Genomic DNA, 13,844 nt, shown 5'->3' with positions numbered 1-13,844 from the left:
CCCTCGCGACGGGGAAGCTCGCGCAGACCCGACATGCAGGCCTGCCCAGCGAACTTGGTTTGGCCTTCATATGCTAGACAAACGCGTCCTGCGGCGGCCTTCAACGTGCCGCTACACGCTGTCAGCCGCCAACCTGTCCCAAGGTAGTAGTTAATTATCACAAACGAATGTTTGTTAGTGCGCAATGTAATATATCTTCCAGCCCTGTCCTCCAACTCACTTATAAGTAGCCGAGCGCATCTCAGCTGTGCAAGCGTAGTAGAGTCTTCAAAACGATAACCCAGAGTAGGGCCTACTAGTCTGGGTGTTTAGCCAGACAAAAAGACCGTCATGCCGAGGCGCCGCCGAAGCATCTCGCTCGAATCGTTGGGTTAGTTTGGCAACGTCAGCACGCGAGATGCTTCGGCGGCGCCTCGGCATGACGGTCTTATACTCATTCATACTCATCAAGTAGCAACTAGTAACACAACCTCATACCATCAGCGCGGTGGCTATGGATTGGTTTTCAGGCGTTAGACGCGCTAGTAAGGGGTAGAGCATGAAGCAGTAGTGCTTGATTCACACTTGCTTCACCAGACATTCATGTAACTAAAGCCGGGGTTTGCCAGTCTAGCAGATGAGTATTCTTCTGATCTTCTCTACTGAGCTATATGGCAAACTCCTCAAACTCGCAGCGTCTGCAAAACCAAATTGCCCTCGTGACGGGCGGCAGCTCCGGCATTGGGGCGGGTGTGGCCAAGGCTATGGCCGCGGAAGGCGCTACCGTCATCGTCAACTACGCTCACAGCGCCGAGGAAGCCGCGGCCGTGGTGGCCGACATTGAAAAGGCGGGCGGTCGGGCCGTAGCCATCAAGGCTGATGTAAGCAAAGAAGATGAGGTGCTCCACATGTTCGACCAGATTCGGGAGCAGTTTCAGACTCTGCACATTCTGGTCAATAACTCCGGCATTCAGCAGGATTCGCCCTTTCTGGAAATGAGCCTGGAGAAGTGGCAAAAAGTAATTGACGTGAACCTGACCGGGCAGTTTCTGTGCGCCCGCGAGGCCGCCCGGGAGTTTGTGCGGCGCGGTCCGCAGCCAGAAGTATCGAAGGCCACGGGTAAAATCATCTGCATGAGCTCTGTGCACGAGGTAATTCCGTGGGCCGGCCACGTAAACTACGCCACTAGCAAGGGCGGCATTATGCAGCTAATGAAAAGCATGGCCCAGGAGCTGGCGCCCCAGCGCATCCGGGTCAACAGCATCGGGCCGGGCGCCATTGCTACCCCCATCAATCTCTCAGCCCGCGACACGCCCGAGGAAGAGCGTAACCTACTGACCCTGATTCCCTACGGCCGTATCGGTGACCCCGCCGACATTGGCATGGTAGCCGTGTGGCTGGCTTCCGACGAGGCCGATTACGTGACGGGTACTACCATCTTCGCCGACGGCGGCATGACCCTGTATCCGGGCTTCGCTGACAACGGTTGAGTTGCGGCCAGCAGCCGTGTTATGAGTTGTCTGCCGCCGGGCGGACCTACGTGCTACCCTTAAGATCCGGCGAAAAACAGGTGGCTACTCGCGGGCACAGTGTATATAACTCAGGAACAACAACGCCAGCAGCAGGCCCAAGCGGGCGAGGCCGCGTGGCACCGCTTCGGGCCCTACGTATCGGAGCGGCAGTGGGGCACGGTGCGCGAAGACTATTCCGCAGACAGCCAGCCCTGGACCTATACCACCCATGACGCGGCCCGCAGCCGGGCCTACCGCTGGGGCGAGGAGGGCATTGGGGGTGTCTCCGACGACCAGCAGCTCTTGTGCTTGGCCCCGGCCTTCTGGAACGGGCAGGATCCTATCCTAAAGGAGCGGCTGTTTGGCTTGAGTGGGCCCGAGGGCAACCACGGCGAGGACGTGAAGGAGCTGTATTACTACCTCGACAATACGCCTACCCATTCCTACATGCGGATGCTGTACAAGTATCCGCAGCACGCCTACCCTTACGAGTGGTTGGTACAGGAAAACGCCCGCCGCGGCCGGCACAAGCCCGAATTTGAGCTGCTGGATACCAGTATTTTTCGCGAAAACCGCTACTTCGACATCTTTCTAGAATACGCCAAAGCGGGCCCCGACGACCTGCTGCTGCAAATAACGGTGCATAACCGGGCCAGCGAAACGGCGGTACTTCATGTGCTACCCCACCTCTGGTTCCGCAACACCTGGGCCTGGGGCTACGATGACTACCGACCCCAGCTCAGCGCCCCGGAGCAGGGCCACATCCGGGTGGAGCACGCCAAACTACCGGCCCTACAGCTCTACTGCGACGCACCCCAGGGGCCGGAATCCGCCCCGGAACTGCTGTTCTGCGACAACGAAACGAACCGCCAGCGCCTCTACGGCACCCCCAACGGCGGTGCCTACTGCAAGGATGGCATCAACGACTACCTGCTCCAGGGCAACCACGCTGCCGTAAACCCGGCTCGGCAGGGTACCCGCGCGGCAGCCCACTACACGCTAACCATACCGGCCGGCCAACACCAGGTGGTGCGCGTGCGCCTGGCCGCTCCCGAGCTGGCCGAGCCTTTCGCGGACTTTGCAGTCATTGTGCGGCAGCGCCAAGCCGAGGCCGACGAGTTTTACCAACACCTGCAAACCGACCTCAGCAGCCCCGATGCGCGCAACGTGCAACGCCAGGCTTTAGCTGGCATGCTCTGGAGCAAGCAATTCTATTACTACGATGTGGCCCAGTGGCTGAAAGGCGACCCGGCCTCGTCACCGCCGCCTGAGGACCGGCGCCATAACCGCAACCACACCTGGCCTCATCTAAACAACGCCGACATCATCTCGATGCCGGACAAGTGGGAGTACCCGTGGTACGCGGCCTGGGACCTGGCCTTTCACTGCATCCCGCTGGCCATGGTCGATGCTGAGTTTGCTAAAGATCAGCTGCGCTTACTCACCCAAGATTGGTACATGCACCCCAACGGCCAACTGCCAGCCTACGAGTGGAACTTCTCCGACGTAAACCCGCCCGTGCACGCCTATGCCACGTGGCGGGTGTATAAGATGGACCGCAAACTGCGGGGCGGCCAGGGCGACACGCCATTCTTGGAAAGCGTATTTCACCGTCTGCTGCTTAACTTTACTTGGTGGGTAAACCGCAAGGACCGCAACAACCGCAACGTGTTCGAGGGTGGTTTTCTGGGCCTAGACAACATCGGCGTGTTCGACCGCTCGGCCCCATTGCCCACCGGCGGCTACATCGAGCAGGCTGATGGCACGGCCTGGATGGCCATGTTTGCGTTGAACATGATGCGCATGGCCCTGGAGCTGGCCAAAACCAACCCGGTGTATCAGGACATGGCCAGCAAGTTCTTCGAGCACTTCCTCTACATCGCCCAGGCCATGACCAACCTAGCCGATGAGAAGATTGACATGTGGGACGAGGACGACGGCTTTTACTACGATGTACTCAACACGCCCGAGCACGCCCGCCTACCCCTGCGTATCCGGTCCATGGTGGGGCTGATTCCGCTGTTTGCCGTGGAGGTGCTCGACGAGGATACCCTGCAGCAGATGCCCCGCTTCGTGTACCGCCTAAACTGGTTTCTTAACCACCGGCCCGAGCTGGCAGCCATGGTGTCGCGGTGGCAGGAGCCGGGCCGCGGCCAAAGCCACCTCCTTTCCCTGCTGCGCGGCCACCGCATGAAGCTGCTCCTGCGCCTGGCTCTGGATGAGGCCGAATTCCTATCTGACTACGGTGTGCGCGCCCTTTCGCGCTACCACTTGGCGCGTCCTTACGTGTTTGAGCACGCCGACGGGCGGAAGGAAATGGTACAGTACGAGCCCGGCGAATCCAGCACTTCCGTATTCGGGGGTAACAGCAACTGGCGCGGCCCGGTCTGGATGCCCATGAACTTCCTGCTGGTGGAGTCCTTGCAGCGCTTCTACCACTACTACGGCCCCGATTTCAAGGTGGAGTACCCAACGGGCTCCGGCCAGTTTAGCACCCTGCTGGAAATTTCGCAGGCCCTCACGGAGCGGCTCACCCACCTGTTTCTGCGCGATGCCAACGGCCGCCGTCCCTGCTTCGGGTCCGACCAGCAATTTCAGACCGACCCCAATTTCAAAGACTACCTGCTCTTTCACGAATATTTCCACGGCGACACCGGCCAGGGCCTGGGCGCCAGCCACCAAACCGGCTGGACTGGCCTCATTGCCAAGCTCCTGCAGCCCCGCCCACCCGAATAAGCCGCCGCTGAGCCAGTAGGGCCATTGGGCCGTTCTCGTTTTTGGTGCGCTACCTGCGCTGCCTACTTCTTACCTGCCTTAGGTTACTCTCTTCCTTTCATTACCTCCCAACGCATGAGCAAAACGCAAATTGGGGTCATTGGCCTCGGCAAAATGGGCGCGGGGCTGGCCCGCCAGGCCGCTGAAAAAGGCTACCCCGTCGTGGGCCTTGATATTCACCCCCGGCCCGATCTGGAAACCGAAAACCTGCGGGTAGTTGGCAGCATCGAGGAGCTAGTGAACAAGCTGAAGCGCCCACGCAAAGTATTTCTCTACATCCCGGCCGGCGCGGCCGTCGACGGCCTAATTCAGCAGTTGCTACCCCACCTGGAACCCGGCGACATCATCGTGGACGGAGGCAATTCCTACTGGGGCGACTCCATCCGGCGGGCAGCGCGCCTGCGCGAGCAGGGCTTGCATTTCCTGGACTGCGGCACCAGCGGCGGCCCCGGTGGAGCCCGCACAGGAGCCTGCTACATGGTGGGCGGCGCGCCGGAAGCCGTGGAGCAGCTGCGCGAGTTTTTCGTGGATACCTCGGTGCCGGGCGGCTTTCTGCACACGGGCGTGGCCGGCACGGGCCACTACGTAAAGCTGGTGCACAACGGCATCGAATTCGGCATGCTACAGGCCATTGGGGAAGGTATGGGCCTGCTTACTCACTTCCGCGAAAAGCTCGACATCAGCGCTATTCTGGGCTTATGGAACAACGGTTCAGTGGTGCGCTCCTGGCTAGTGGAACTCATGAAAAAGACCTACGATGAAGAGGCTGGCTTCAACGTGCCCAGCTACATTGAGGACACCGGCGAGGTGAACTGGCTGGTGGCCGACGCCCTGCACATGGAAGTGCCCATTCCCGTCATCTCCCAGTCGGTGATGCAGCTGTTCACTTCCCGCGACAAAGAACCAACCTGGGCCAAAGCCATTGCCATGATGCGCCACGGCTTCGGCGGGCACCCCTACGGCGAAGACAAGGGCCTGCAGCGGGAGCGGCAGTACGGCCGGGTAGGGGAGTATGAAATGCCCGAAGAAACCGGCGAGCGAGCTGACCAGCAACCCACCGGCCAGCAGTAGCCGCTGGTTTTCCGGCGAAGGTTTTGGGTTTCTGGCCCCGCCTTTGGCTTCCTCGCTCGGATGGGGCGGCAGGCACACCCAAGTGGGTAGGGCGGGAGCAGGGGTAGGGGAATAGGGGAGGCAGTAAGGGAAGTAAAGAAAAATGCCTATACTCCCTCATTCAAACCCTGCTTTGTCATTTTTCGGAGCCTTTTTACCGGCTTCGCTGTTCTTCCTGCGTGACTGATTCCACTACTACCGCCGCCCGCCCCGACCTACTGCGCATTCCCTACGACGACTACCGCGCCCTGCCGGCTATTGCCAACTCCGACCTTTCGCGCCTGCGTGATGCCCTCAATGGTCGCCCCCCGCGCCCCCACGATTCGGTGGGCGGGGCCCTTGGCTTAGGTACGGCCTTCCACACCGCCATTCTGGAGCCCGACCTGTACCAGCCTGGTCAGCCCGGTATCAACGACACCCTGATCTGGTGGATGGTGGACGGGGTGAAGCTTAATCCCGAGGTGAATGCCCTGCTCGAGCAAGGAATTCCGGAGCCCAGCTGCATTTTCACCGAGCCCCTGACTGACACCCTGTGCAAGCTGCGCGCCGACCTAGTTGTGGACCAGCCGGGTCAGCCCTACACCATCGTGGACTTTAAGACTACCATGGCCCGCGACCATAACCACTTCGTGGAGCAGTGCACCCAGTATGACTACGACCGCCAGGCCGCATTTTACGCCGACGCCCTGCACGCCGACCGGTTCTTGCTGATTGGGGTGCAGAAGGTGGAGCCGTTCAAGGTGTTTGTGTACGAAGTGCCCCCACTGATGCGCAATGAAGGCCGGGCCAAGTACCTGCGCCTGCTCAAGCTATTGCAACCCGAGGCTCCGGTGCCGGTTTCCGTAGTGCAGGCCGTGCGTGATGTACGCAATGCCTTGAACGGCTCAGAGTAAGGCCACTGCTCAAGCAGTAGTCGGTCTGGTAGCTGGCGTATTGCGCTATTTTATTTGATTATATGTGCTGTAAAAAAATAATTATTGGCTCTAATTAGGATAAATACTTACGCTCCTTTATACTTGTACAACACCTGACGAAAAAACAACCCTTTTACATGCGTCATTTCCGCAATAATCTCCAGAATAATAACTCGAATAATCTTATTCGAGACTGGAAGGCTATTGCTCCCTTGGAGAACTGAAAAATCAGCAACTGATTTTCTTTTAAAGCCTTCCACTAACCGGAAGGCTTTTTTTTGTGCCTGCGGGTCGGCTTCACATATAAGGTAGCCGGTAGCAACCCGTTTTTTGCGCACTGATAATTTCTGAATTCCCGAAAAAAACTTCCGGCTGGGAGAGGGAAATTCGTGTGCCTTTTCGAAATGAAAAAACATTCTTAAACTCCTAAAATAAATAGGTATGAGCGCCCAGGATTTATTGAAAACCGAGGAGGCAATTTCCTTTGTAAAGGAAAGCTTTGCTAAAGAACTCAGCGCCCAACTGCAGCTCAGCAAGGTATCGTCGCCGATTGCTGTGCTGGACGGTACGGGTATCAACGATGATCTGAACGGCATTGAGCGTCCCGTAGGTTTTCCCATCAAAGCCCTGGACGAGCGCCGGGCGGTAGTGGTGCATTCCTTGGCCAAGTGGAAGCGGGTGCGCCTGCAGGAGTTGGGCATTGAGTCCGGCCGGGGCCTGCTCACCGACATGCGCGCCTTGCGCCCCGATGAGGACTACTCGCCCATTCACTCTATTTACGTGGATCAGTGGGACTGGGAAAAGCACATCAGCCCTGAGCAGCGCACGCCGGCCTTCCTGAAGGCCACCGTGGAGCGCATTTATGAAGCCCTGAAAACCACAGAAGCGCACGTAGCGGCCGAATACCCGAAAATTACGCCCGTGCTACCGGGCAAAATTACCTTCCTGCACGCCGAGGACCTGCTTCGGCAATACCCTACCCTCACGCCTAAGCAGCGGGAGAATGAGGTTGTAAAACAATATGGCGCCGTGTTCCTGATGGGCATTGGCCACGAGCTAAGCCACGGTGAGCCCCACGACGGCCGCGCCCCGACTACGACGACTGGAGCACCGAAACCGAAGAAGGCTACCGCGGCCTCAACGGCGACATCCTGCTCTGGCACCCCGTCCTGCAAACGTCCTTTGAGGTATCATCAATGGGGATTCGGGTGGATAAGCACGCGCTGGTGCGGCAACTGGCCCTGCGCGGCTGTGAGGACCGGCAGGAGTTGGCCTTTCATGCGCGGCTGCTGAAAGATGAGCTTCCCCAAAGCATAGGCGGGGGCATTGGGCAGAGCCGGGTGTGCATGTTTATGCTGCGAAAAGGCCACATCGGAGAAGTGCAGGTAAGCATCTGGCCCGAGGCCGTACGCACCGAGCTGGCCGGAGCGGGTGTCGGGCTGCTGTAAGCAGCCACAAGCTAGCTGCCCCAAAGGCAGCGTAGGCGGGGGAGCAGGTTTGGCGGCTGTAGCTCTCCCGCCTTTTTGTGGGTTGCACACCAGCCGCCGGGGTAGCGGCGGAGTGGTAACTACTGTAAAAATAGCGCCTTGCTTCCACCAGCAAAGCCCGCTAGGAACCTGCCCACCGCAACCACCACTGGTAGCAACAGTCCTCTATCAGTCAAGCTAAATGGCCCTTCAGCCCAATTTCTGGAATACTGGAATAAGGGACTGTTGGGCGTGGTGAGCAAAGAGGTAGCAGAAAGCTACGGCCGCTGTAACAGCTGCTCGGCGGCCTCCGCCCCGCTAACCAGCGCCGCCTCCACAGTTCCGATATACGGACCATCGTACACGCCTTCGCCCGCAATAAACAGAGTATCAGCAAGTGGCGTGGCTAGAGTAGCGCGGGCTTCCGGAGCTCCTAGCGTAGCGTAAGCATAGGCCCCCAACGCCAGCGGATCGGCTGCCCAGTTAACAATGCGGTGTGCCCGCAAATGTTCTTGCAGGAAGGCGGGGGTAGTGCCCAGCAGGTAAGCCAACGAGGCCAGAGCTTCAGCCAGCAAGTCTTCGTCAGAAGTTAAGCGACGCTGGTGCGCCGCCGGACCGGCCAGCCAGCCGGTAAGCACCGGACTCGGGTCGGGCAACTGGCTCCACCAGGTAGGGAGGGAGGCGTCGGAAAAAAGAAAACCCAGATCAGGAAGCGGGCGGCTTACTTGCGCCGAGGCGTGCTCCCAAAGTGGCGTAGTGAACTCCAGCAGCACCTTGATAACGGGGCCAAAGCCCAGGGCGCGAGCCGCAGCCCGGTGCGCCGGCAGTTCAGGCTCCAGACGGAGGTAGCCCGGCTGGCCCGCCTCGGCCTGCCAGATGCCCAGCGGAACGGTGAGCAGCGCCCGCGCGGCGGTAAAGTGCCGCCCCTCGGCGCTGGTAGCCCGAACCTGGCCCGGCTGCCAGTGCAACGCAGTTACGGGGCAGCTCAACTCTAGGTGCGCCCCGGCCGCCTGGGCTTGCTGTACCAGCCAGGCTATCAAGCGGCTATACCCGCCCTCCGGCCGCGGAGAGTCTTCGGCCCCGTTGCCGCTCCATTCCTCGCGCAGGGCGAAGGCACTGGCGCGGTGGGCGTCGGCGGCATCGTAGCCTTCCGCAAACCGGGTTACCTGCTCGCGCATTAGGTAGTACTCCTCGCCCGGAAAATACTGCTCCAGAAATTCGGCCAGCGCCATGTCGTGGGAAAGGGCGTGCAGCTTTTCCAGTAGCAGGGGCAAGTCGTCGAAGAAGCTTTCGGCGGGCTGGGTCTGGCCCTGGGCTACTTCATAGTTGATGCCGGCGGTGTCGAGGTAGGCAATACCCGCTTCCTGGAGGAGCTGTCGGGTCAGGGGAACGTCGCCGTGCAGGAACTCGGCCCCGCTTTCCACCGGCCGGGAAAACCCACCGGTGTCGGAGCTGTACACGCGGCCGCCGGGGCGGTCACGACCCTCCAGCAGCCTGACTGAACGTCCGGCCCGGGCTAGGTTCCGGGCCGCCAGCAGCCCGGCAGCTCCGGTCCCAATAATCAGTATGTCGGTTTGCATAAGGAAAACAATCCCTTTCCTAACGCCCCAAGCCCTCAAATGTTAGCTTTAGCAAACACACAGCGCGGTATCAGCCTAGGCCGAGCTGACTAATAGCAAGCCGCCTTCGCCAGACGGTGGGATACTTGGCCACCACGCACTAACCTTAGTTGGTGCTTACAGCATGGAGGCGGTGCTGGGTGCGACTGGTAAGCAGCCGAACGCTTTTCGGGTGTTCTTCCGCCTGCAGGATGATGGCCTTTATTTCCGGGAAACGGTGGGTAATCAGCTCGGCCTGCCGCCGATTTCTAAACCGCTGATCTGCTCCCAGCAACATAACCGGTTTGTCGTGCAAGGCTAGGTTGGCGGCAAACTCGTGTCGGTAGGGCAGGTAGGTAGCCAGAAAATTTTGACCCGAAATGCCTTCTTCCTCTTGGTCAATGGCTATCCAATCGACGTGCTTTTTTCCGGGAAAGTAGGTTTGCACTGCCGTCGCCGTGGGTGGGGTCCAGACCCAGACGATGCCGGTAATTTCAGCGGCCTGAAACCGCCGTACCAAGTGATGCCAGGCCTTGCGGTGCTGGTCGGGGGAAGGAGTGGTAGCACCGGCCGTAGCAGTACCGGCCGGTTGAGAGCTTTAAACGCCTGTGCCATGTGGGACCAGTTCTGTTCAGATGCGTCCGTCACGGTCCAGGTCAATAATGGAATGCTACCTTGCTCGTACAAGGCTTTCAGGTCGTCGGTTGGTACTTTGTTGGTCATGGGCAAGCCAACAATAGCCGGGGCATCGCCGGAGGAGTAGCTGGCAAGTAGCCGGTGCGTAGTAAACGAGGAAATGTGGATGGGCAAGGCTGGGGAGGAGGTAGCACGCTGTGCCCCTAAGCGAAGCTTTTCGCCTCCATCAACCACCCAGGCGGTTGTGCTCAGGCCCGTCAGCTGCTCCTGAACGTACTGAGCAGCATCGATGCCCCCACCAGTAGTAGGCTGCTGGCTGCCAACGAAATGCCCATGGTTTGGGTGCGCACGGTTAAGGTTTGCACTATTTTTTGCCCGGCCGCTACCAGGCCGCTCAGGGGCCGGGTGCTAAAATCGTGCAGCAGAGTTCGGACCCAAGTGTGCTGCCCCATGCCCACGGCGGCAAATAGGATGGCCGCGTTGGTGGTAGCCAGAAAAGCCATCAGGCGAGAATACGGGCTCCAGTCTACCCGACCGGCGTATTTCACGGCCACGGCGCACAGAACAATGGTCAGCAGGTTGGGCAGGCAGATTTTTAGCTCGTTGCGGCCGTGGCCTTCTTTGGGAGTCGGGATGTAGGGCACGCGCACCCGCAGCAGGGTATATACGAAACCCAGCAGGTACACCCACCACGTTCCTACCCGCAAAATACCGCCCGCCAAGTGTAGACCCGCCTCCTGGGGTTCCCGCAGCCACTGCTGCGCCTTATACCGAATCAATAGCCCAATGCCCAGCAGCGGAGCCAGATGCAGGAAAAAAGCATCTAGGGCAATGTGCCAGGGATACACGGAAAGAAACAGGGAGGCAATGGGGACGGCAATATCAATGAGCGTGACCAGGCCGGAGAGAAAGTACAGGGGCAGGGTCGCGTAGTGCAGCTTCTGGCGCCCGCTCAGGCGCCGGAACAGGCGCGGGTAGACCGTCAGCAGCAGCTCAAAGGCCCCGCGGGCCCACTTCAGCTGCTGGGCATAGAAGGCCCCCAGCGTGGAGGGCACCAGCCCCCGGCTCAGGATGCGCGGCACGTACACCGACTGCCAGCCCTGCGCGTGCAGGCGCAGGGCCGTGTGCATGTCCTCGGTCAGGCCCGCGGCGTGGCCGCCAATCGAGTCCAGGGCAGCGCGGCGGAAGGTGCAGTTGGCCCCGATGGCCTGGGCCGTGTTGTAGGCGTGCATGCCCATCATCAGGGGCCCGTAGAAGTGGTAGGTCTGCTCGGCCGCCCCGCGCGCCACCAGGCTCTCGTCCTGGTTGCCGTAGGCCTGCACCACCTGCACGTAGCCCACGGTGGGGCAGGCAAAGTAGGGCACGACCTGGTCCAGAAAGTCGGGGGCCGGCACGTGGTCCGGGTCCAGCACCACGCACAGCTGGCCCGTGGCCTGCTGCAGGGCGTGGTTGATGTTGCCGGCCTTGGCATCGACCTTGTGCCGGCGCGTGACGTGCACGATGCCCAGCTGCTGGCAGAGCTGGCGCAGATAGGGGTCGTCGGCCTCGTCGCAGAGGTAGCTGGTGTGGGGGTAGGTGATGGCCTGCATGGCCCGCAGCGTCTGGTCCATCATGGCGTAGGGCTCGCCCGGGCAGAAGGTCGTGAGCACGTCCACCGTGTAGGCCGGGGCCGGGCTGGCCGGGGCCACGGGCTCGCTCACGCTCACGTAGTGGTACCACTCGTGCAGCATGCGCAGCAGCTTGAAGCCCAGCGACACGCTCAGCAACCAAAACAACGGCGCGTAGCCAATTGGCTTAGAAGAAATAAACCAGACCAGGAAGTAGAGCAAGCTGAACACCCCAGCCCCACCAGCACGCGCATCTGGCGTACGCCGGCCACTTCCCGCTTCCCCAAACACGTTGAAGTTGAGCGCTTTGTCCTGCCCGTCTTAGGCGCCTTGCGCCCAACAACTGCAGCTGGCTTATCAAGCTCAAAAACATTCTCACGCATACGCCATCAACTTTACTTACTGCACAATGCACACCTAAAGAGTATGCTGCTACGCAAAGTTCGGGATTTTAACGATTTTTATTAAAATTTATCTTTTAACAATACAGTTGCTTATCCATGAACCTCTCTATTTCCGTCAAATGGCCCTTTTTTCAACGCTTGCTCGCACGGGCCGGAAGCGCGCTTGTAGTTGGATGTCTGCTACATGCATGCCGAGATAAACCCTCGCCGCCGTCGGGGCAGCCGCCAGTTGGGGTAGTTCCGGTGAAGGTGGTGCACACGGCCCAAGGCTACCAGTTGCTGCGCGGCGGCACGCCGTATTTTATCAAGGGCGGAGCAGGACTGCAGCACTACGACCAGCTGCGGGCAGCCGGGGCCAACTCCGTCCGGTTGTGGTCAGCTGATTACGCCGACGACCGGATGAACGAGGCCCACCGGCACGGCCTGACGGTTCTGTTGGGCCTGTGGCTGGAGCACGAATCGAAGAAATTTGACTACTACGACAAGGAGCAAGTAGCCCGACAACATAAAAAGTTGCGGCAGCAGGTGCTGCGCTACCGCTCCCACCCGGCCCTACTAGCCTGGGATATGGGCAATGAAATCAATTATGAATCGGCTAACCCAGAGCTTTATCGGGCTATAAATGATGCCGCTCGCATGATTCACGAACTGGATCCTTATCATCCCGTGACCATAAGCCTGACAAGTACTCTAGAAAATTTGAACCGCATTAAGAGGCTGTGTTCAGCAGTAGATTTTGTCAGCGTCAATGCTTTTGGAAATTTGATTGACCTAAATCAGCGTTTGACGGAACAAGGTTGGACGGGCCCTTACATCGTGACGGAGTTTGGAGCCCGTGGCTACTGGGAGTCAAAAAAAACCACGTGGCAAGCAGCTGAGGAGCAGACTAGTATGGCAAAAGCCTTATTCACGCAAGAGAGATATACAAACGCAGTACTAGCTAATTCTGACCGTTGCTTGGGCGCCTATGCTTTCTACTGGGGAAGCAAATTTGAGTATACTGCTACCTGGTTTAGCCTCTTTGCTCCAACCGGCGAAAAAACAGAAACAGTAGACGTGATGCAGAAGCTGTGGACCAACCGTTTCCCCGCGAACCGGGCTCCACAAGTTTCCGCCCTACGGCTGGCTAGCCCTCTACCAAGCCGAAATTTGCGTCTGGAGTCAGGGCAGGAGTATCCGGTTGAGGTTCTTGCCACCGACCCAGAGAATGACAGCTTGCGTGTGACCTGGGAGGTGGTGCCTGAGGTTAAAAAAGATCTGCTGAACCCAACAGAGCAATTTGCTACCCCTACCGTTCCAATAGATAACTGCGTACGGCAGACGAGCGGGTTACGTGCGGTACTACGCACTCCTACCCAGCCCGGCCCGTACCGGTTACTAGTGAGTGTATTCGATGGCAAAGGCAGCGTAGCGACGGCTAACGCGCCCTTCTACGTGCTGCCAGTACTTGCTAGCAGGTGGCTGCAACCCAGCTTGGCCCAGACCACCAATGCTGTGTGGTCATCAAAATCTACCCATAAGGAATCTATACAACAATAGCGAACCAAACACAATGCTTGCCCTAGAAAGCAGTAATAGTTTAAAATTTCACGTGAGGAATTTCTTGCTAAAAGAATATCGATGTGAAAAGCTAACAACACGTATTAGGTAGAACTATTTCGTTGCGCAGTGACGCATTGTAATCTGTATTTTATTGATGAGCTGCCAATTACTGATTTGCATGATTTAGTTTTATAAGTGGCTCTATAGCGTTATAAATCTTTGTAAAACATTCATATTTTTATACTTATATACTTTTTATAGTATTGCAGCCGTGTACTAGACGGCTTTGCGATGCGGATTAA

At 58.7% G+C, this 13,844-nt stretch carries 10 protein-coding genes; 6 read left to right on the top strand and 4 right to left on the bottom strand.

The genetic code is table 11. The features are described 5' to 3' along the window. Positions 1-650 precede the first annotated feature (650 nt). The 4 genes from MUN84_RS03235 (at position 651) to MUN84_RS03220 (ending at position 6,268) form a co-directional block, all read left to right on the top strand. Positions 651-1,469 (top strand): SDR family oxidoreductase, encoded by an 819-nt coding sequence (locus MUN84_RS03235; protein ID WP_244696624.1) that lies wholly within the window; start codon positions 651-653, stop codon positions 1,467-1,469. A gap of 105 nt (positions 1,470-1,574) precedes the next feature. After that, positions 1,575-4,226, top strand: a complete 2,652-nt coding sequence (locus MUN84_RS03230) for an MGH1-like glycoside hydrolase domain-containing protein (protein WP_244698642.1) — start codon at positions 1,575-1,577, stop codon at positions 4,224-4,226. A gap of 114 nt (positions 4,227-4,340) precedes the next feature. After that, positions 4,341-5,336 (top strand): NADP(+)-dependent, decarboxylating phosphogluconate dehydrogenase, encoded by a 996-nt coding sequence (locus MUN84_RS03225; protein ID WP_244696623.1) that lies wholly within the window; start codon positions 4,341-4,343, stop codon positions 5,334-5,336. A 218-nt stretch (positions 5,337-5,554) separates the two neighbouring features. Then, positions 5,555-6,268 carry a PD-(D/E)XK nuclease-like domain-containing protein gene (locus MUN84_RS03220; RefSeq protein ID WP_244696622.1) on the top strand — a complete coding sequence of 238 codons (714 nt, stop codon included), beginning with the start codon at positions 5,555-5,557 and terminating at the stop codon, positions 6,266-6,268. A 107-nt stretch (positions 6,269-6,375) separates the two neighbouring features. Here MUN84_RS03220 and MUN84_RS03215 read toward each other — a convergent pair whose 3' ends face one another. Then, positions 6,376-6,705, bottom strand: a complete 330-nt coding sequence (locus MUN84_RS03215) for a hypothetical protein (RefSeq protein WP_244696621.1) — start codon at positions 6,703-6,705, stop codon at positions 6,376-6,378. Between the two features lie 25 nt (positions 6,706-6,730). Here MUN84_RS03215 and MUN84_RS03210 point away from each other — a divergent pair, with 25 nt between their 5' ends. After that, positions 6,731-7,582 carry a hypothetical protein gene (locus MUN84_RS03210; RefSeq protein WP_317239097.1) on the top strand — a complete coding sequence of 284 codons (852 nt, stop codon included), beginning with the start codon at positions 6,731-6,733 and terminating at the stop codon, positions 7,580-7,582. Positions 7,583-8,033: 451 nt separating this feature from the next. Here MUN84_RS03210 and MUN84_RS03200 read toward each other — a convergent pair whose 3' ends face one another. From MUN84_RS03200 to MUN84_RS03190, 3 genes are all read right to left on the bottom strand, one after another. Continuing rightward, positions 8,034-9,335, bottom strand: coding sequence for a flavin monoamine oxidase family protein (locus MUN84_RS03200; protein ID WP_244696620.1), 1,302 nt, complete (start codon positions 9,333-9,335; stop codon positions 8,034-8,036). 145 nt (positions 9,336-9,480) lie between these two features. Then, positions 9,481-9,873, bottom strand: coding sequence for a hypothetical protein (locus MUN84_RS03195; RefSeq protein WP_244696619.1), 393 nt, complete (start codon positions 9,871-9,873; stop codon positions 9,481-9,483). 373 nt (positions 9,874-10,246) lie between these two features. Then, positions 10,247-11,887, bottom strand: a complete 1,641-nt coding sequence (locus MUN84_RS03190) for a glycosyltransferase (protein ID WP_244696618.1) — start codon at positions 11,885-11,887, stop codon at positions 10,247-10,249. Between the two features lie 209 nt (positions 11,888-12,096). On the opposite strand from MUN84_RS03190, the gene MUN84_RS03185 reads away from it, so the two are divergent. Continuing rightward, positions 12,097-13,539 (top strand): glycoside hydrolase family 2 TIM barrel-domain containing protein, encoded by a 1,443-nt coding sequence (locus MUN84_RS03185; RefSeq protein ID WP_244696617.1) that lies wholly within the window; start codon positions 12,097-12,099, stop codon positions 13,537-13,539. The last annotated feature ends 305 nt before the right edge of the window (positions 13,540-13,844 follow it).

It is taken from the genome of Hymenobacter sp. 5516J-16 (genome assembly GCF_022919335.1).
In the GTDB taxonomy this organism is placed as follows: domain Bacteria; phylum Bacteroidota; class Bacteroidia; order Cytophagales; family Hymenobacteraceae; genus Hymenobacter; species Hymenobacter sublimis.
This window is presented reverse-complemented; position numbering and strand designations above follow the sequence as displayed.